Here is a 19,403-nt window from a genome sequence, read left to right as displayed (position 1 = left end):
GGGCGGCAAGGTCAAGCCAAAGCCGGGCCCGGGGCGCTGCCGGCCCGCACCAGGGCAGCGGCGGCCACCCAGGCCCATGGGGCCGTGAAAGCCCCCGATTGGCACGCGATTATTCGAGGTCTTCCGCCGCCAGGGCGAGGCGGATTTCGCGCCGGACCATCTTGCGCACGTTGCGGGTGATGCGTTGTCCGAGCACGCCCTGAAGCTCTTCACGGACCACCTCGACGATGATCTCACGCAGGGTGTCTTCGTCCAAGATCCCCTCATCGGTTTCGGGGAAGGTGAAGGGGGATTGCGTGTCGCCAAGATCTTCCACAGGGGTCTCCGCCATCGGTTCATCGGACGCGGGGATGTCATCGGACACCGTGGCGTCGGCCTGCGCTGCTTCTGCTTCGACGGCCTCTTCCACCGTGGTCGCGTCGGGGTCCTCAACGAAGGGCGTTTCGAGAGGTTCCTCCGTCTCGCCGCTGTCGCTGGAATACTCAGGAGCGGTGTCTTCGGCCTGTTCTTCCGCGGCCTCGATGGCGTCGGACGGCTCTTCTTCGGCGATCTCATCCTCTGGCTGCGGATCCGGGGCCTCTTCGATCAGAGCCGCATCCGCGGCCTCTTCGCTGTCAGCGTGCGTCTCGTCTGCTGCCTCATCTGGTGAGACTTCGTCCTCCGCCTCCGGCACCGGATCGCGGCGGGCGACCAGGGTCAGAAGGGCAGCTTCGGCGCCGCCCTCGGGCCAATTGTCATCGCCCGTCTCGGATTCGAAATCCGCAACCGGCACGTCTGCACCATCCAGGCGGATCAGGTCAGCGATGTCGTCTTCCGACGCGGCGTCGCTGTGGTCATCGACCCATTCCTGCGGCGTGTCGGCGGCATCTTCCGCGCCTCCGACGGCGTCGTAATGGGCCAGCCGGTCGTCGGGCCGCCACTCTGCGTCGTCCGTTTCAGGCGCGATATCGGTGAGGTCATCGGCGGGCACGGCAGCATCGGCGGTGACGATCTCTGCGATCAGGTCCTCGGGGGCAGAAACCTCCTCCGTGGCGGGCGCATCAGCAGTGATATCTTCCGGGGCGGCGTCTTCGGGCTCGGGCGAACTGGTGACCGGGACCCAGGGATCCTCGGGGTCCGTCACCCGGAACGACGGCGTCAACACGAGAGCCTCGGACGGAGCGGGCGCCTCGGCGGACGGGGCGTCGGCCTGCGGGGCCACGCTGTCGTTCTTGGGCGCATGGTCGGACACCAGCCTGCGGACAGATGCCAAGACATCTTCGATCTCTTCCGGCGTTTTCGCGGGATCGGACATTCATGCTCTCCTCAGAGGTGGCGCTGAATTGCCCCGGCGCACCTCAATAGCAGCCCTTATTCGGGCCGTTCTGTTGATCACTTCGCACGCAGGATACCCAAAAGCGCCATTTCACACAACAATTCCTGTGCGCGACACCCGAAGGATTTAGCTCAAAGCCCATATGTTGCGCTGCAGCGGGTCGCCACCGCGCCATGCGGGGGGCGGCGTTAGTCGCGGCCAATGCGCTCCAGCACAGAATCAAGCTGCGCGCCGCGCGGGCTGTTGATCAGCGACGGCGCCGGAGAGAAAAGATCCGCGTAGGCGGCGGGGTCGTATTCGGGCACGTGAAGCCCCAGGGCCTCAACCGTCAGCAGACCGGAGGCGGCTAACAGTTGGTAGCAAGAGGTGTAAAGATCGGTCTGGGCCTCAATCCGGCTGATCCGTGCGTCCAGCACATCCTGTTCGGCGTCCAGCACATCAAGAGTTGTGCGCGCGCCCAACGACGCCTCTTCCTGCACGCCCGCGAAGGCCAGTTCCGCTGCCGCAATCCGTTGATCCGCCGCCTGAATCTGCGCCGTGGCGATGTTCATAAGTGCCCAGGCGTTGCCCACGCTTTGCAGGTTCAAACGCACCTGCTGGTTCAGCGAAAACCGCACGGCCGAGGCTTGGGCGCGCGATTGCCGCTCCAGCGACAGCAGCTGCCCGCCGCGGTAGAGGGGTTGGGTCAGGGTCAGGCCGATGGTGGCAGAGCCGCCCTCCGCCAGTGGGTTGGCGGTATTCTCGAACACTTCCGTGGCGCGGCCTTCAAGGGCGATCTGGGGCCGGATCCCGGCCCTCGCCTGCTCGATGCCCAGTTCTGCCGCCGTAACCTCATGCTGCAAGGCACGAATAGAGGGGTGTTGCTGCCGCGCCAACGCCTGCGCCGCCGCTTCCGTGCGCGGCACATTCGGAATGCCGCCGGGCCCGCTCAGGCCATTGGGATAGCGCCCTACCGCCAGGTTGAACAGCTCGCGGCTGATGTCGAGCGCGCCCTGCGCGCCGGCCAGTTGCGACCGGGCCGTGGCCAGTTGCGCCTCGGCCTGGGCCACGTCGGTGCGGGTGTCTTCGCCGACCTCGAAGCGGTCCTGGGCCGCGCGAAGCTGCTGGGTGATCACCCGGACGTTGCGCTCGCGCACCCCCACCACCTGCATGTCGCGCCAGACGTTCATGTAGGCCGTCACCGCGTCGAACAGCACCTGCTGTTCTAGGGCCACGAGTTGCTGGCGGGTGGCCAAAACCGTCTCTTCCGCCGCTTCATAGGCGAAGCGCCGGGCGCCGCCATCATAGAGCAGATATTCTGCGACCAGCGAGGCCGACGCGGTGGAGGTGTTGTTGACGATATCGCGGTTCATCGAGGCCACGAAGCTGATCACCGGGCGCAGTTGCGCGATGGCCTGGGCTACGCCTTCATCCTGGATGCGCAGCAGGTAACGGTTCTGTTCCAGAAGGTTGGAGTGGCGGTAGGCATCGACCATGGCCTGGCGCAGGTTGTCGGCCTGCACCGGCAAGACCGTCAGCATGGCAACAGAAGAGGCCAGCACAGCGCGCTTTATCAACCCAAATGCCATCCCGATGTCCTCACTCACGTTTGTTCTTATACGAAGCCCCCGGTTCAGGGCGTTAGAATGCGAAACTTGGGGCGCGCGCGAAGCCTGGCAAGACTGGCGCGGTTGCATTGAATGCCATCCGCCACGACATCCGCCCACCGGATTTGACGCCCACGCGGGTTTCGCCAAGCGCCCCGTCCATGAAAATGGCCGCGATGCGCCCGCCGTCCTTGAGTTGATCGAGGATCGCTGCGGGGATTTCTTCCACCCCGCCCAGGATCGCAATCGCATCAAACGGCCCGTGCTTGGCGCTGCCCTCGGTCAAAGGCCCCTGGATCAGGGCGGCGTTATCCACGCCCTGCTCGCTCAACGCGGCTTCCGCGTCGCGGGCCAGATCTTCGTCTTCCTCAATGGCCACGACAGCCTCGGCCATATGGGCCAGAAGCGCCGTCGTATACCCGGTGGAGGCCCCCAGTTCGAGCACCAGGTCACTGGGCGTCGGCGACAGGGCCTGCAACAGTTTCGCGGTCGCCCGGGGGTCCAGTAACTGACGCCCGCCGCCCAGATCCATCGGCGTGTCGGCATAGGCCGTATCGCGCGCGGCATCGGGGGCGTAGGCCTCTCTCGGGACGCTCAACATCGCTTCCAGGACAGGGAATTGCGTCACATCGGACGGGCGCACCTGAGTGTCGACCATGGTGACGCGGCGTTGGGTAAAGTCGGCCATGAACTGAACCATTCCGTCTAGTTTCTCAAAATCGGTGTCGCATATCACTCCGCGCCACGCAACGTCCCTTTGCCGGTTGGTGCCAAACTGACGCGGATCCTCGCCACCCGCCGCCTGCCCGGAACCGCTTGACGCCCCGCACCATTGCCCATACTTGAGATGACGCTTCGAGGCGAGTTGGCGGAGTGGTTACGCAGCGGATTGCAAATCCGTGTACACCGGTTCGATTCCGGTACTCGCCTCCAGCGCTTTCCCCCCTGCCCCTTCCGCGCCCTGCAACATGGCGTGACCTCCACGCAACCCCCCATCGCTTCTAGACAAGGCGCGCGTTCCTTTGGAAGGTGATCGCACAGACGCGAGGGCTGCAACGTGCAAAAAAAACCGACACTTCGATGAATGCCAAACATGTCGAGTTGATTGCTGTCGTCGCAGAAGCGGGCAGCCTGGGGGCGGCGGCGCTAGTGTTGAACCGGTCGCAGCCCGCGATCTCGAAGGCGTTGCAGTCGGCGGAGGCCGATATCGGCTGTCAAATCTTCCAGCGCAGCCCCACGGGCGTCGTCCCGACCGTGGAGGGCCGTCGGGTGGTGGCGCGGTGCCGGATGATCCAGCGCGATCTGGGCCTCTTGTCCGAGGATATCGCCCAGATTGGCGGCGATATGAGCGGGACGTTGAACCTTGTCGTCTCGCCGCTCTCGGCGGTGCGGATCATGCCTCATCTGCTGAACCGCTACCGCCGTCAGTTTCCCGATGTGCAGGTACAGGTGATCAGCGGGCAGCACACGGAGGCGTTCCAAAAGCTCCACGATCGCAGCGCGGATTACGTTCTTGGCCCGGCCCCAAAGGCCCATGAAGCCACAGGGCTGCGCTCAAAACCGATTGCGCGCACCGGGATCAGCTTTGTCACCGGAAAGACCTCGCGCTACCTACACGAAACAGAGCCCCGCGCTCTGCAACAGGCGTTGTGGCTGATGATTGGCCCGCGCAAGCGGGTGCCCCTGTATAAGCAGTACTTCGATGCCCACGGGCTGTCCTATCCGGCGCCGGTGATCTGCTCGGACTCGATCCTGACCATTCTGTCGATGATCGAGGGCTCAGATTTCCTGTGCTCCTTTCCATCGCAGCTGGTGCCGAGCCTTTCGAAACGGTGGGCCTTGGCCGAGGCCGCCGTGCCCTCCGGCCACCCCGATATCGCGCTGGCGCTGACGGCGGAGGCGGGCCGGGTGCCGACGATTGCGGCCCTGGCGTTCGAGGATCTGGTCCAGACCATCGCCGGAGATCTGAGCCTGGGCGACACATAACCAAACCTTATGGGTCTAAGAACTGGGCGCTTGCGGCGAAGGGGCTGCAACCCTACCGTTCCCCCAGCCGCATGGGAGGCGGCTGCCGGGGGGAGGGATAAGTGCATGAACATCCTGTTCATCATGTATGATCAGCTGCGCTTCGACTATCTGTCCTGTGCCGGTCATCCGCATTTGCACACGCCCAATTTCGACCGCGTCGCGGCGATGGGCGTGCGTTTCACCAATGCCTTCTGCCAGTCGCCGGTCTGCGGCTCTAGCCGGATGAGCTTTTATACCGGGCGCTATGCGTCCTCTCACGGGGCGCAGTGGAACGGCTTTCCCCTGCGCGTGGGCGAGCACACGCTTGGCGACCATCTGCGCAAGGCGGGCATGGATGCCTGGCTGATCGGCAAGACCCACATGAAGGCCGACACCGAAGGAATGGAACGCTTAGGCCTGGCGCCCGACAGCGTTATCGGCGCGCGCCAGTCGGAATGCGGCTTTGACGTCTGGGTGCGCGATGATGGCCTGTGGGGATACGGGCCGGACGGCTTCTATGATGAAAAGCGCTCTCCCTACAATGAATACCTGAAATCAAAGGGGTATGACGGGGAAAACCCCTGGTCCGACTACGCGAATTCCGGCCTTTCAGCCGGGGCCAATGGGGGCGTTGGGGGTGGCGAGAAGGCCTCGGGCTGGATGTTCGACAACGCTGACAAGCCCGCCAATATCCGCGAGGAAGACAGCGAAACGCCCTGGCTGACCTCCGAGACGTTGAAGTTCATGGAACAGGCGACGGCGCCCTGGTGCGCCCATGTCTCCTACATCAAGCCCCACTGGCCCTACATCGTGCCCGCGCCCTACCACAACATGTACGGCGCCAACCACGTGCCCGCCGCCACCCGCGCAGAGGTGGAGCGCGACGATCCGCAGCCCGTTTACGCCGCCTTCATGGGCAACAAGATCGCCGCCGCCTTTCAGCAGGAAGAGGTCCGCCAAAAGGTCATCCCCGCCTACATGGGCCTGATCAAGCAATGCGATGATCAGTTGGGGCGCATCCTCGACCACCTGGAAGAGACCGGCGCGATCCGTGACACGATGATCGTGCTGACCTCGGACCACGGGGATTACTTGGGCGATCATTGGATGGGCGAGAAGGACCTGTTCCACAACCCCTCGGTCAAGATCCCGATGATCATCTATGACCCGCGCGCACAGGCCGACAGCACCCGCGGCACCACCTGCGACGCGCTGGTGGAAGCTATCGATCTGGCGCCGACGTTCCTTGACGCGGCAGGCGGGGACGACGCCGATCACATCCTGGAAGGCCGAAGCCTGAGGCCATGGTTGCACGGCGAGGTGCCGGAGTGGCGCGCCTATGCGGTCAGCGAATACGACTATTCCGTCACCCCGATGCGCGAGACCCTTGGCGTCAGCTCGCGCGACGCGCGGCTCTTCATGGTGTTCGATGGCCGCTACAAACTGATCCACGCCGAAGGCGGCTTCCGCCCAATGCTGTTCGATCTGGAGGCTGACCCCGACGAGTTCCATGACCTCGCCAAAGGCGATGCCCACACCGACGCGCTGGCCCGGCTCTATGACTATCTGGGGCAATGGGGCCGGCGGATGTCACAGAGGGTGACGCGGTCCGATGCCGATATCGACGCGATGCGCGGACGCTCGGCCCGGCGCGGGATCCTGCCATTCCTCAAGGACGGGACAGAGGCGCCAGCGGAGTTGACCCAGAAGTACCGCGGGCCGGTTTCCCAAAATCACATCCCCCCAATGCCCCCCGAGGACGACCGCCATGGCTGACGTCACTCTGGAACGGCGGCTAGCGGATATCCTTAGCGTGGTCCTGTCTTTCGTCATCCTGTTCTACGCGGCAGGCGGCCCGATCACCGACCTCGTGCGCTGGATCATCGAGACGACGACCCCCGCCTTCGAAGACCTGTCGCGCCGCGAACAGCGGGTGTTGATGCGTGAGCATTGGCTCGGCGCATCCTGGCGCGTGGTGCAAAGCAACGTGCTGCAAGCCACCGGGTTGATCCTGGGCCTGCCCATCCTCTTCGGCCTGGTGATCAGCTCGCTCACCCTGCACGCAGGGCGGCTTCGGTGGGTCAACTGGGTGCTGGTGACCATCGCTATCACAACCCTCACCTCCTGGATCGTAGGCATTTTCGCCACCGACGCAGGCCTCTTGCCCTCGGCGGATACGATTGATTTCATTGCCTTCCCCGCCGCCGCCCTGATGGCGCTTTACCTGACGTGGCGGATGTTCGGCGGCTTCATCGCCGGGTTCTGCGCGTTCTGGGTGATCTACCTGTTCATCCGGGGCGACCTGCCTGCCTGGGCCGGTATCCTGCAGGGCGTGGATGCGCCGTTTGACCAGAACCTGCGCGCGATGGTGCAGAACTTCTGGGCCCAGACCGGGGGCATGTTCGGCCAGCCCATTCAGGTCGTGGCGGGCAACGTGCTGATCTTCATCGTCTTTGGCGCGGTCCTGATGGCCTCGGGCGCGGGGGATCTGCTGATGAAGATCGCCAACCGCCTCACCGGCGGCTTTGTTGGAGGCGCGGCACATGCCTCGGTCGCCTCCTCGGCCCTGTTCGGCACGCTCTCTGGTGCCGCGATCTCCAACGTCGTGTCCACCGGCGTCATGACGATCCCGGTGATCAAGAAGGCGGGCTTCCGTCCGGCATTCGCGGGTGCCGTGGAAGCCGCCGCCTCCACCGGGGGCCAGGTCATGCCGCCCGTCATGGGGGTCGTGGCCTTCTTCGTCGCGGGCCAGATCGGGCTGGAGTATCGCTACATCGTCGTCGCTGCGATCCTACCCGCCTTCATGTACTACCTCGGCACCTTCATGGCCGTCTATTTTGAGGCCCGCCGCGCAGGCGTCGGCGCCCTGCCGATGGAACAACGCCCGGGCCTGAACGGGCGCGAATACCGCCAATGCCTGGTGTTCATCATCCCCCTCGGCGTGCTGTCCACGTTCCTGTTTATCCAGCCGTCAGTGCCCAAGGCCGGGTTCTACGGCTTCCTTGCGGCGATCACGACGGCGCTTGCGCTGTTCCCCGAATTCCGCTCGCGCTCCAAGCTGTGGCAGGCCTTCGTCGACGCAGGCCGCATGTCCGCCTCGATCATCGTGATCGTGGCGGCCATCGGCCTGATCGTGGGGCTGATCCAGCTGTCGGGCTTCGCCGGACGCCTGTCCCTTCTTCTAGCACAATTGGCCGACGGGCCGTTGTTCATCGTGCTGATCGTGGTCGCACTTGGCTCCATCGTCCTCGGCATGGGCCTGCCGCCGGGGGCCACCTACTTCATCATCGTCATCGCCCTGTCCTCGGGGATTGAGGCTGTCGGCATTCCGGAGCTGACCCTGCACCTCTTCGTGGTCTTCTTCGCGGTCATGTCCACCGTCACGCCCCCCGTGGCGCTCGCCGCCTTCGCCGCCGCCCCCATCGCAGGCGCGGACCCGATCAAAACCGGCTTTGCAGCCGCCAAGATCGGGCTGGCGGGCTTCCTGATCCCCTTCGTCTTCGCCTATCACCCGGCCGTGCTCTACAAGCTGCAAGTGGCCTTCGTCTGGTTCGGGTCCGAGGTTTCGCGGTCTTCTGCGATGATCAACCCGGCCGAGGTCTCCTGGGCCGCGTTCTTCTGGATCATCGCCGCTTTCGCTGTAGCGATGTGGCTTCTGTCCTCAGCCCTCGCGGGTCATGAGCGTGGGCCGCTTTCCGCGCCCGAGCGTGTCTTGCGCGGGCTCGCGGGCCTCGCCATTCTGGTCCCCAACCTGCCCCTCGCCGGGGCCGCCACGGCCCTTGCCACAGCCCTTCTCGCCTACCACCGGTTCAAACATCCAACCCACACAATACCGACAGCGGCCTAACCGCTGCCCACACTCAATGGAGGAGATACTATGAAACACTGCCTTTGGAGCACCGCTCTGGCCGCCACCCTGGTCGCGGCCCCCGCCATGGCCCAGGACCAGACCCTGCGCATGGCCACCATCGCCCCCAGCCTCGGCCAGGCGATCACCATGGCGACCTTTGCCAACATCGTAAACGACAACGTCGACGGCATCTCGATCGAGGTTGCAGGCGGTGGCGCGGCAACACTGCACCAGCTCGAAATCGGACGCGGTAACCTGGAAATGGCGATGACCTCGCCGGTCATCTACAACCTGATGGCCGCGGGCCGCGCGATGTATGCGAACGAGGCCGACGCGGCAGAGGCCTCGGAAAACGTGGCCCTGCTGATGTGGTTCCCCTACGGCGGCTACCACTTCGCGGTGCGCGCCGACAGCGACATCACGCTGCTTGATGACATCGAAGGCGCGACCGTCTTTCTCGGCCCCCAGGGCGGCGGCGCCTATAACGCGGCGCGCGGTTGGATTGAGGCCACGACGGGCCTTGTCGCGGGCGAAGACTACGAGGCGATCACCGCCAACTGGCAGACCGGGTTTCAGGCGTTCCTCGATGGGTCCATCGACATGTACACCAACGGCTGTCTCGATCCCTGCCAACAGTTCCTTCAAGTGACCGAGACCGAGGAAATTCGGTTCCTCGGCCCCGACAGCCATGAAGGAGAGGCCGTCGACGAGTTCCTCGGCCAATGGCGCTACCTGACGGAGATCCCCAATGGCCTTTACGATGGTCAGATGAACGACGCACCGGTGATGTCGATGGACACCGCTGTGGGCATCGCCATCCGTGGCGATATTGATGAGGAACTGGTCTATCAGATGACGGCCGCGTTCTGGGAGAACCTCGATCAGGTCACGTCCGACGCCCCCTGGGCCGAGGCGCTGGACGTCGCCTTCGCCGCATCTCAGCGGGGCCAGATGCAGCTGCACCCCGGCGCCGCGCGCTACTACCGTGAGGCCGGCGTGATCGAATAGGCGGTCCTTTCACGGGACGCTCTGGGGGCGGTGCGGGACACCTCGCGCCGCCCCTTTTGTTTGTTTCGCTCAGCCCTTCATCGCCGAAAGACCCAGCGCGTCGGCCATGTTGAACCCGCCCATGCCGCCGTCCACCGGAATGTCCGCGCCCTTGATCCATTCCGCATCGGGCGACAGCAGGAAAGCCACGACCTGCGCGACTTCCCGGGGCGTTCCCGCGCGGCCTGCCCGCGCCACGTTGCGCGCCATCTGGGGGCCAAAGGCACGGGCGAAATCCTCCAGAATGCCCGTTGCCACCGCGCCGGGGCTGACCGAGTTCACCCGCACCCCCACGCCGATCATCTCTTCGGTCAGGGCGGCGCTCCAGGCGATCACCGCTTCCTTCGACAAATTGTAGGCCCGCGTCGCATCCAGGCCCTCTGCGGCCACGAAATCCGCCGCCTCGCCCGGTGCCAGTGCGCCCAACCGCAGGACCTGCGCCAGGTTCTGTCGCCACTGCGCCCCGGCGCGCGAGGCCACGTTCACGACGGACGCGCCGGGCGACAGCTTCGGAGCGAGGGCTTCGGTGAACTGACGGGTGCCCAGGAAGTTGACCTGCAACAGCGCGGCCTCAAGGCCCTCCCTCGGCGGCAGGCCCGCGTTGTTGCAAAGGCCGTCCAAAGGCCCATCCACGGCGTCTGCCGCAGCCGCGATCGCGCCCGGGTCGCCGAGGTCCAACCGGACAAACCGCGCGACATTGCGCGTCGTCTCTTGCAGATCAAACCCGATCACCTCATGGCCCTGCCCCGTCAGGACCTCGGCCAATTCCGCCCCGATCCCGCTTGCGACCCCGGTCACTGCGATTTTGCGCCCCATGTCACACCCTCCCTTTCGCGCCCGTGATAGGCCATCGAAGCACGCAGGGGAAACGGACCATTGCAAACCGCGCCCCGGGCGGGTCTACCGTTGCCCGACCCGCAAGAAGGAGACGCCCGTGGCACATCTTGGGATCGATCTTGGCACATCCGCCGTCAAACTCTGCGTCACGGACGCAAGCGGTGCCGTCGTCGCCACCGCCGAGGCGCCCTTGAGCGCGCAGCATCCGTTCCCCGGCGCCAGCGAGCAGGACCCTGACGCCTGGATCATCGCCCTGGCGGAGGCGATGGCAGCTCTGCCGGAGGAGCGGCGCGCGCAGGTCCAAGTGATCGGCCTCTCGGGTCAGATGCATGGCGCGGTGGTCCTCGGTCAGGACCGCAAGCCGCTCCACCCCGCGATCCTCTGGAACGATGGCCGCGCCGTCGCGGAATGCGCCGACATGACCACCGCCGTGCCCCGGATCGGGCACATCACCGGGGTGCCGCCGATGCCCGGTTTCACCGCGCCGAAACTGCTTTGGCTGTCCCGCCACGCGCCAGAGGTCCACGCGAAGATCGCCCATGTCATTTTGCCCAAGGACTACCTTGGCCTCTACCTGCACGGCGGCCTGGCGACAGACCCATCTGACGCCGCAGGCACCTCCTGGTTTGATCAACATACCGGCCAGTGGTCCCCGTCCCTCTGCGCTGCCTCGGCCACCGATATTTCCTGGCTACCCAAAGTCCTGCCCGGCACCGCCATCGCCGGGCACCTCACGCCGCAAGCCGCCCAGGCCCTTGGCCTGCCCTCCGGCGTTCCGGTGGCCACCGGCGCAGGCGATGGCGCAGCGGGAGCGGTGGGCATCGGCGCCATCGCGCCGGGGGACGGCTTCATCTCTCTGGGCACCTCCGGCCAGCTCTTTGTGACGACCGCCACCTGCCTGCCCAACCCCGACCAGCGCCTGCATGCCTATGCCCACACCCTGCCGGATCTGTGGTTCCAGATGGCCGCGATGCTCAACGGCGCGCGCCCTATGGCTTGGCTCGCCTCCCTCCTCGGCCGCCCGATAGGCGACCTCCTCGCAGCGGCGGAGGACGCAGAGCCGGGCCCCCTCTTCCTCCCCTACCTCAGCGGAGAGCGCACGCCCCACGGCGACGCCGACATCCGCGCGGGCTTCTGGGGCCTGTCCGAGACGACGACCCACGGCACAATGATGCGCGCAGTGGTGGAGGCCATTGCCTTCACCTTCGCCGACGCCCAGGCCGCCATGGCCGCAGGCGGCACGCGGCCCGAAAGGCTTTTGGCCATCGGCGGCGGCACCCGAAGCGATTTCCTTTTGCAGATGATCGCCGACGTGATGCAGGTGCCGCTCGGTCGCAGTGACGCCGCCGAGGTCGGCCCCGCCCTCGGTGCCGCCCGCCTGGGGCAGATCGCCTTGGGCGCGGACGCGCAGGACGTCGCCACGAAGCCCGAGGTCCAGCGCTGGTTCACGCCGAACCCGGCACGGGCCGAAGCCCTCGCCCCGCGCCTTGCAGGCTATCGCGCGCTCTACCCGGCGCTGAAATCCGTCCACGAGGCGATGAAGACTTAAATCACCCCACGCTGGATCTGATCCTCTTCAATGCTCTCGAACAGCGCCTTGAAGTTGCCCTCGCCGAACCCGTCATCCCCCTTGCGCTGGATGAACTCGAAGAAGATCGGCCCGATCACGGTCTTGGAAAAGATCTGCAACAGCACCCGCGTCATGCCGCCGTCCACGACCCCTTCGCCGTCGATCAGAATGCCGTGCCGTTTCATCCGCTCCAACGGCTCTTCATGGCCCTTCACCCGGGCGTGGGACATCGCATAATAGGTCTCGGGCGGGGGCGGCATGAAGGCGATGCCATTCGCTGCAATCTGATCCACACTGTCGTAGATGCTCTCCGTCGCCACCGCGATATGCTGGATCCCCTCGCCCTTGTATTCGTTCAGATATTCCTCGATCTGAGACGTCTCATCCTTGCTCTCGTTGATCGGGATCCGGATCTTGCCACAGGGCGAGGTCAGCGCGCGAGAGAACAACCCGGTCTGCTTGCCCTCGATATCGAAGAAGCGGATTTCCTTGAAGTTGAACGCCTTGGCGTAGAAGTCGTACCAGGTGGACATGTTGCCCCGCGCCACGTTGTGGGTCAGGTGATCGAGGTAGTAGAACCCCGCGCCGAACGGCTTCGGGTCCACCTCCCCCAGCCAGTCAAACTCCGCCGCATAGGGGCTCTCGTCACCGTAGGTGTCGATGAAGTACAAAAGCGACCCGCCGATCCCCACGACCGCAGGTACATCCAGCGTCTTGTCGGCGCCTTTGTATTCCTCGGCCCCGTAGCCCACCGCGCATTTCAGCGCGTGGGCGGCATCGACACAGCGCCAGGCCATCGCGGGCGCGCAGGGGCCGTGGGCGTCGACAAAGCGGCCGGCGTGGCTGTCGCGCTCGCGATTGATGATGTAGTTGATATCGCCTTGGCGGTAGAGGCTGATGTCGCGGCTCTTGTGCCGCGCGACCTCCACGTAGCCCATGGCCTGGAACAGCGCCTCCAGCTTGGCGGGGTTGGGATGGGCGAATTCAACGAATTCGAACCCATCGGTTCCGGCCACGTTGGAGGCGTCGATTACGGCTTTCGGGGCGTCATGCGGGAAAGGTCCCATGGCGGTTCTCCTGTTTTGAAAGCTGCGTGGAACGTGCCCTTCACGCAGCAACAAAATCCCGGCCCGCGGGGCGTGCGATCATGAGACCACATGCAGTTGCAGATGTAACAGATTCGGGCGCCCCCTCGCAAGCCTAGCTGCGCTTGCGCTCGCCCCCCATGGCCGCCGACAGATCATCGGCTGCCGTCATCACCGCCTCGGCAATCACATGGGTCTGGACCACGCTGACCCGGCTAACCGGGCCGGACACGCTGATGCCCGCCACGGCCTCTCCGCTCAGGTCAAAGACCGGGGCGGCTATGCAGCGCATCCCTTCGTTCTTCTCCTCATCATCAATCGCAAAGCCGCGCTCCCGCGTGGCTTCCAAGTCGGCGCGCAGGGTCGCGGGCTCAGTCAGGGTGCGCCCGGTGAATTGGTCCAGCGGCGCCGTGGCGATCAGGCGTGACAGGCGGTCATCGCTCATCTGCGCCAGAAGCGCCTTGCCGATGCCGCTGGCGTGCATCGGCGACAGCGTGCCGGGCGGAAAGAACGCGCGGATAGAAGCGTGGGTTTCGACCTGGCTCACGAACAGCACATGGGCATCGCGCGCAATGCCAAGGTTCGCCGTCTCGCCCGTCATCTCCATCAGCCGCCGCATGATCGGCCGCGCCCGGTCCACCAGCGTCGTGCGCCGCAGATACCGCGCGCCGATGACAAAAGCCCGCGCCCCGATGTGCCAATGCTGTGCGGCGGGGTCGAACTCCACCAACCCCCGCCCCTCCAGCGTCACCAGAATGCGGTAGACCGTGGCGGGCGATTGGCTCAGGTCCTCGGCGAGGCCCGAAAGTGTCACGCCGGGCGTGTCGCTCAGGTGTTCCAGCACCTCCATCGCGCGATCAAGGGACTTGATCGTGTTCTGCGCCGTCTTGTCATCCCAGTCCCTGGGACGACCCCGGGCACGGCGGGGCGGGGTGGATTCGGGGCCCGGATCTGGAGGAGACATGGCGACTCTCGTCAAAGTTGAAATTTGATTTCACCATATGAAAAATACCAAGCCACTGTAAAGGTGTCTTAATTCTTGGGTGATGCACTTTTGAAAAACGATTTCAAAAAAATTGCGAGTGCTGGCTGCGACATTTAGACAGAGGCCAGCTGAAGAGGAGACGGCACCCATGTCCACCCAGAACCCCGTGTTCATCCCCGGGCCCACCAATATGCCCGAGGCCCTGCGCCGCGCCTGCGACATCCCCACGATGGACCACCGCTCTGCCGCATTCCCCGAGATCCTGCACCCCGCCCTTGCGGGCGTGAAGAAGGTGCTAAGGTCCGACGTGGCCGAGGTTTTCGTCTTCCCCGCCACCGGCACCGCCGGGTGGGAAGCCGCGATCTGCAACACGCTTTCGGCGGGTGACACCGTGTTGGCCGCACGCAACGGCATGTTCAGCCACAAGTGGATCGACATGTGCAACCGCCACGGCCTCAACGTCATCCAGATCGACGTCCCCTGGGGTGAGGGCCTGCCCACCGGCGCCTTCGCCGAGGCGCTGGCCGCCGATACCGAGCACAAGATCAAGGCCGTCCTGGCAACGCATAATGAGACCGCCACCGGCGTCGTCTCCGACGTCGCTGGCGTGCGCAAAGCCCTCGACGCGACCAACCACCCGGCGCTCTTCTTCGTGGACGGCGTGTCCTCCATCGGCTCCATGCCGTTCGAGTTTGACGGCTGGGGCGTGGACATCGCCGTGACCGGATCCCAGAAGGGGTTCATGCTGCCCGCAGGCCTCGCCATCATCGGAGTCTCGCCCAAGGCCATGGCCGCCATTGACGCTGCCGACCTGCCCCGCACCTTCCTGGACATCCGCGATATGAAGGCGGGCTACGCCGCCAGCGCCTACCCCTACACGCCGTCGGTGGGCCTGTTGAACGGCCTCAAAACCGCCTGCGACATGATCGAGGCCGAGGGGCTGGAGAATGTCTTCGCCCGCCACGCCCGTATCGCCGAAGGCGTGCGCGCCGCCGTGAAGGCCTGGGGGCTGGAGCTGTGCGCCGTCTCGCCCGACCTCTACTCCAACACCGTCTCGGCGATCAAAACGCCCGAGGGCTTCGACGCAGGCACCATCGTGTCCCACGCCGCGACCCGTTACGGCGTCGCCTTCGGTGCGGGCCTCGGCGATGTCGCCGGAAAAGTCTTCCGCATCGGCCATTTGGGGATGCTGACGGACGTCATGGCGCTATCTGGTATCGCGACCGCTGAAATGGTGATGGTCGATCTGGGCCTCGACATCCAACTGGGCTCCGGCGTCGCCGCCGCCCAGGAAGTCTACCGCCAGTCCGCCGCCGCCATGGCGATCGCTGCTGAATAGGAAACCGATCTTATGAAAGATGTGCCCCACCTGCCGACGTTTGACGACGTCATCGCGGCCCACGACCGCATCCGCCCCTACATCCACCGCACGCCGGTCCTGACCTCCACTTACCTCAATGAGCTGACGGGGGCGGAGCTTTTCTTCAAGTGTGAGAACTTCCAAAAGGCCGGCGCCTTCAAGGTACGCGGCGCGTCCAACGCGGTCTTCGGCCTTTCCGACGCAGACGCCGCCAAAGGCGTTGCCACCCATTCCTCGGGCAACCACGCCCTGTCGCTCAGCTACGCGGCGGGCCGCCGGGGCATCCCCTGCCACGTGGTGATGCCGAAAACCGCACCCCAGGCCAAGAAGGACGCCGTCAAAGGCTACGGCGGCATCATCACCGAATGTGAGCCCTCCACCACCTCTCGTGAGGCGGTATTCGCCGAGGTCCACGCGCAAACCGGTGCCGATTTCGTCCACCCCTACAACGACCCCCGCGTCATCGCGGGCCAAGCCACCTGCTCGCGGGAACTGATGGAGCAGGTCGAAGGCCTCGACTCCGTCATCGCCCCCATCGGCGGCGGCGGCATGATCTCGGGCTGCTGCCTGACGCTGTCGAACATCGCGCCCGACGTCGACATCTTCGCCGCCGAGCCCGAGCAGGCCGACGACGCTTACCGAAGCTTCAAGGCAGGTCACATCATCGCCGACGACGCGCCCGTGACCATCGCCGACGGCCTCAAGGTGCCGCTGAAAGAGAACACCTGGCACTTCGTCAGCAACCACGTGACGGATATCCTCACCGCCTCGGAAGAAGAAATCATCGACGCGATGAAGATCACCTGGGCGCGGATGAAAATCGTCATGGAGCCCTCCTGTGCCGTGCCGCTCGCCACGATCCTCAAGAACCCAGAGGTCTTCAAAGGCCGCCGCGTCGGTGTCGTCATCACCGGCGGCAACGTCGACCTCGATAAGCTGCCCTGGATGCAGTGACCGCACCGGTGCGCAATGAATGCGCACCCTACACCTCACCCGTAGGGTGCACATTCATTGTGCACCGCGACTTACCCAACCTGGGAGACACGACAATGAAAGACATGGCCCAATTCGCCGACTACGAAGTCGGCTTCGACATCCCCGCCAAGCCCGGCATGAAAGCGGCTGAGGTGCAGACCCCCGCCCTCGTCCTCGACCTCGACGCGCTGGAGCGCAACATCAAGAAGATGGGCGATTACGCCAAGGCCCACGGCATGCGCCACCGGGTCCACGGCAAAATGCACAAATCCGTCGACGTGGCGCTATTGCAGGTCGAACTGGGCGGCGCCTGCGGCGTCTGCTGCCAGAAGGTGAGTGAGGCCGAGGTCTTCGCCCGCGGCGGCATCAAGGACGTCCTCGTCTCCAACCAGGTGCGCGATCCCCAGAAGATCGACCGCCTCGCGCGCATGCCCAAACTCGGCGCGCGCACCATCTGCTGTGTCGATGATCTGGCCAATGTCTCCGATCTGTCTGAGGCCGCCCAGAAGCACGGCACCGAGATCGAGTGCCTCGTGGAAATCGACTGCGGCGCGGGCCGCTGCGGCGTGACCTCCACGCCCCAGGTCGTCGAAATCGCCAAGGCCATCGACGCGGCCGAGGGCCTCAAGTTCGCCGGCATCCAGGCCTACCAGGGCGCCATGCAGCACCTCGACTCCTATGAAGAGCGCAAAGGGAAAACCCAGATCGCCATCGACATGGTCGTAGACGCCGTGGACACGCTGAAGGCCGAAGGCCTGACCTGCGACATCGTCGGCGGCGGCGGCACCGGCTCTTACTATTTCGAGAGCAACTCCAACGTTTTCAACGAGTTGCAGTGCGGCTCCTACGCCTTCATGGACGCGGACTATGGCCGCATCCTGGACGAGAACGGCAACCGCATCGACAAGGGCGAATGGGAGAACGCGCTGTTCATCCTCACCTCCGTCATGTCCCACGCCAAGGCCGACAAGGCGATTGTGGACGCAGGCTTGAAGGCCCAATCCGTGGACTCCGGCCTGCCGGTGATCTTCGGACGCACCGACGTCGAATACGTCAAGTGCTCGGACGAGCATGGCGTCGTCGCCGACCCCGACGGCGTGCTCAAGGTCAACGACAAGCTGCACCTCGTGCCCGGCCACTGCGACCCCACCTGCAACGTGCACGACTGGTACGTCGGCGTGCGCAACGGCGTCGTGGAAACCGTCTGGCCCGTCTCGGCCCGTGGACGCGCCTACTGATGAGCGCACATACGTTAACCATCGTGCCAGAGGGTCTGATCCCAGACCTTCTGACACGCATCGCCTCCTTCACCGCCGTTGAAAAGGTTTTCGCGGCCATGGCGGCGGGCGATGCCTACAACTTCCCCGTCGTGCGCGAGGCCATCGGCCATGAAGATGCGCTTTACGGCTTCAAGGGCGGTTTTGATCGGACCGGCGGCGTGCTTGGCCTGAAAGCGGGCGGCTATTGGCCCAACAACCTCGACAAGAAGGGCATCATCAACCACCAATCCACTGTGTTCCTCTTCGACCCGGACACGGGCCGCGTGAAGGCTATGGTGGGCGGCAACTACCTCACCGCGCTGCGCACCGCAGCGGCCTCTTCCGTCTCGATCAGGCACCTGGCGCGCAAGGACGCCAAGGTGCTCGGCATGGTCGGCGCAGGCCATCAGGCGCAGTTCCAACTCCGCGCCGCACTTGAGACGCATAGCTTCGAGAAGGTCATCGGCTGGAACTACCACCCTGAGATGCTGCCAAACCTCGCCAAGGTGGCCGAGGAAGCGGGCCTTCCGTTCGAAGCGGTCGACCTGCCCGGCCTGCAAGAGGCCGACGTGATCATCACCATCACCTCGTCTTTCGCGCCGACGCTCATGGCCGAGCATGTCAGCCCCGGCACCCACGTCGCCTGCATGGGCACCGACACCAAAGGCAAGCAAGAGGTCGAGGCCGCGCTGCTCGCCCGCGCCACCGTCTTCTGTGATGAGGTCGCGCAATCCACCTCCATCGGCGAGGCGCAGCATGCCGTGGCCGACGGCACGCTCGACCCCGCCGCGATCACCCAGATCGGCGCGGTGATCAACGGCACCCACAAGGGCCGCTCCAGCGCAGAGGAGATCACGCTTTTTGACGGCACCGGCGTCGGCCTGCAAGACCTCGCCGTGTCCGAGGCCATCGTGCAGGTCGCTGTCGCCAACGGCACCGCCACGGTCGTGCCCTTGTGAGCTTGCTCGCCAAGCGTTTGACGGGGGCAGCCTGGCCGTCCCTGTCACTTCCCGCCACTGATGGCAGCGCCGTGGACCTGTCCCGCGCCCAGGGCACCAGCGTGGTCTATATCTACCCGCGCACCTCGCCGCCCGACGGCACGTCCCTCCCTGGTTGGGCCGAGATCCCCGGCGCCAAGGGCTGCACCCCACAAAGCTGCGGCTTCCGCGATCATTTCAGCGAATTGCAAGCCGCAGGCGCCGCTGCCGTCTTCGGCCTCTCGGTCCAGGACACAGCCTACCAAGCCGAAGCCGCCTCCCGGCTGCACCTTCCGTTCCCGCTTCTGTCCGACGCCGATGGTGCCCTGCAAACCGCCCTAAACCTGCCCACGTTCGAGGCCGCCGGCATGGTCCTTCTGACCCGCATGGCCCTTGTGATCACAAACGGCAGGATCGAGGCGGTGTTTCATCCCGTGACCGACCCCGCCGCCAATGCGGAAGAAATTCTGCGGTATCTTCGGTCCCGCAAAACCTAGTGGTTCAACACATCCCCCCTTCGTGATATCGCTTGACCCAACGACACCGGCCA

The 19,403-nt window shown here is 65.1% G+C and carries 16 protein-coding genes and 1 tRNA gene; 11 read left to right on the top strand and 6 right to left on the bottom strand.

The genetic code is table 11. From position 1 onward, the window contains the following. Positions 1 to 109 precede the first annotated feature (109 nt). From AC6I9R_RS07165 to AC6I9R_RS07155, 3 genes are all read right to left on the bottom strand, one after another. Positions 110 to 1,294, bottom strand: coding sequence for a hypothetical protein (locus tag AC6I9R_RS07165; RefSeq protein ID WP_461428138.1), 1,185 nt, complete (start codon positions 1,292 to 1,294; stop codon positions 110 to 112). 209 nt (positions 1,295 to 1,503) lie between these two features. Further along, positions 1,504 to 2,835 (bottom strand): TolC family outer membrane protein, encoded by a 1,332-nt coding sequence (locus AC6I9R_RS07160; protein WP_461428137.1) that lies wholly within the window; start codon positions 2,833 to 2,835, stop codon positions 1,504 to 1,506. A 100-nt stretch (positions 2,836 to 2,935) separates the two neighbouring features. Then, complete coding sequence (locus AC6I9R_RS07155) at positions 2,936 to 3,589, bottom strand: protein-L-isoaspartate O-methyltransferase family protein (protein WP_461428136.1); 654 nt, start codon at positions 3,587 to 3,589, stop codon at positions 2,936 to 2,938. Positions 3,590 to 3,760: 171 nt separating this feature from the next. Between AC6I9R_RS07155 and AC6I9R_RS07150 the strand changes: the two genes are divergently transcribed. The 5 genes from AC6I9R_RS07150 (at position 3,761) to AC6I9R_RS07130 (ending at position 9,766) form a co-directional block, all read left to right on the top strand. Beyond that, positions 3,761 to 3,834 (top strand) — tRNA-Cys (locus AC6I9R_RS07150). Between the two features lie 147 nt (positions 3,835 to 3,981). Next, positions 3,982 to 4,887: a LysR family transcriptional regulator gene (locus AC6I9R_RS07145; RefSeq protein WP_461428135.1), complete on the top strand. Its 906-nt coding sequence runs from the start codon at positions 3,982 to 3,984 to the stop codon at positions 4,885 to 4,887. A gap of 105 nt (positions 4,888 to 4,992) precedes the next feature. Continuing rightward, positions 4,993 to 6,684, top strand: coding sequence for a sulfatase-like hydrolase/transferase (locus AC6I9R_RS07140; protein WP_461428134.1), 1,692 nt, complete (start codon positions 4,993 to 4,995; stop codon positions 6,682 to 6,684). Then, entirely contained in the window at positions 6,677 to 8,755 is a 2,079-nt protein-coding gene (locus AC6I9R_RS07135; protein WP_461428133.1) for a TRAP transporter permease, read from the top strand. Before AC6I9R_RS07140 ends, AC6I9R_RS07135 begins: the two co-directional genes overlap by 8 nt. A gap of 30 nt (positions 8,756 to 8,785) precedes the next feature. Then, the gene (locus tag AC6I9R_RS07130) at positions 8,786 to 9,766 is read left to right on the top strand and encodes a TAXI family TRAP transporter solute-binding subunit (RefSeq protein WP_461428132.1); all 981 of its coding nucleotides are present in this window, start codon (positions 8,786 to 8,788) and stop codon (positions 9,764 to 9,766) included. Between the two features lie 69 nt (positions 9,767 to 9,835). Here the strand turns inward: AC6I9R_RS07130 and AC6I9R_RS07125 are convergent, their stop codons facing one another. Continuing rightward, positions 9,836 to 10,621 (bottom strand): coniferyl-alcohol dehydrogenase, encoded by a 786-nt coding sequence (locus tag AC6I9R_RS07125; RefSeq protein WP_461428131.1) that lies wholly within the window; start codon positions 10,619 to 10,621, stop codon positions 9,836 to 9,838. A gap of 118 nt (positions 10,622 to 10,739) precedes the next feature. Between AC6I9R_RS07125 and xylB the strand changes: the two genes are divergently transcribed. Further along, positions 10,740 to 12,191, top strand: a complete 1,452-nt coding sequence (xylB, locus tag AC6I9R_RS07120; protein ID WP_461428130.1) for a xylulokinase — start codon at positions 10,740 to 10,742, stop codon at positions 12,189 to 12,191. Here xylB and hppD read toward each other — a convergent pair. Continuing rightward, positions 12,188 to 13,279 (bottom strand): 4-hydroxyphenylpyruvate dioxygenase, encoded by a 1,092-nt coding sequence (hppD, locus tag AC6I9R_RS07115; RefSeq protein ID WP_461428129.1) that lies wholly within the window; start codon positions 13,277 to 13,279, stop codon positions 12,188 to 12,190. The genes xylB and hppD overlap by 4 nt on opposite strands. Before the next feature lie 133 nt (positions 13,280 to 13,412). Next, positions 13,413 to 14,261, bottom strand: a complete 849-nt coding sequence (gene bhcR, locus AC6I9R_RS07110) for an HTH-type transcriptional regulator BhcR (RefSeq protein ID WP_461428128.1) — start codon at positions 14,259 to 14,261, stop codon at positions 13,413 to 13,415. Between the two features lie 169 nt (positions 14,262 to 14,430). On the opposite strand from bhcR, the gene bhcA reads away from it, so the two are divergent. The 5 genes from bhcA (at position 14,431) to AC6I9R_RS07085 (ending at position 19,350) form a co-directional block, all read left to right on the top strand. Beyond that, a complete protein-coding gene (bhcA, locus tag AC6I9R_RS07105) occupies positions 14,431 to 15,621 on the top strand; it encodes an L-aspartate--glyoxylate aminotransferase BhcA (protein ID WP_461428127.1) in 1,191 nt (396 codons plus the stop codon). A gap of 12 nt (positions 15,622 to 15,633) precedes the next feature. Then, entirely contained in the window at positions 15,634 to 16,596 is a 963-nt protein-coding gene (gene bhcB / locus AC6I9R_RS07100; RefSeq protein ID WP_461428126.1) for a beta-hydroxyaspartate dehydratase BhcB, read from the top strand. A 95-nt stretch (positions 16,597 to 16,691) separates the two neighbouring features. Next, positions 16,692 to 17,855 (top strand): 3-hydroxy-D-aspartate aldolase BhcC, encoded by a 1,164-nt coding sequence (gene bhcC / locus AC6I9R_RS07095; RefSeq protein ID WP_461428125.1) that lies wholly within the window; start codon positions 16,692 to 16,694, stop codon positions 17,853 to 17,855. Next, positions 17,855 to 18,835 carry an iminosuccinate reductase BhcD gene (bhcD, locus tag AC6I9R_RS07090; RefSeq protein ID WP_461428124.1) on the top strand — a complete coding sequence of 327 codons (981 nt, stop codon included), beginning with the start codon at positions 17,855 to 17,857 and terminating at the stop codon, positions 18,833 to 18,835. Before bhcC ends, bhcD begins: the two co-directional genes overlap by 1 nt. Then, positions 18,832 to 19,350 (top strand): peroxiredoxin, encoded by a 519-nt coding sequence (locus AC6I9R_RS07085; protein WP_461428123.1) that lies wholly within the window; start codon positions 18,832 to 18,834, stop codon positions 19,348 to 19,350. Before bhcD ends, AC6I9R_RS07085 begins: the two co-directional genes overlap by 4 nt. The last annotated feature ends 53 nt before the right edge of the window (positions 19,351 to 19,403 follow it).

The sequence above is a fragment of the Gymnodinialimonas sp. genome, from assembly GCF_059726805.1.
Note: the sequence above shows the minus strand (reverse complement) of the source record. Positions and strands in the feature narration are given on the sequence as shown.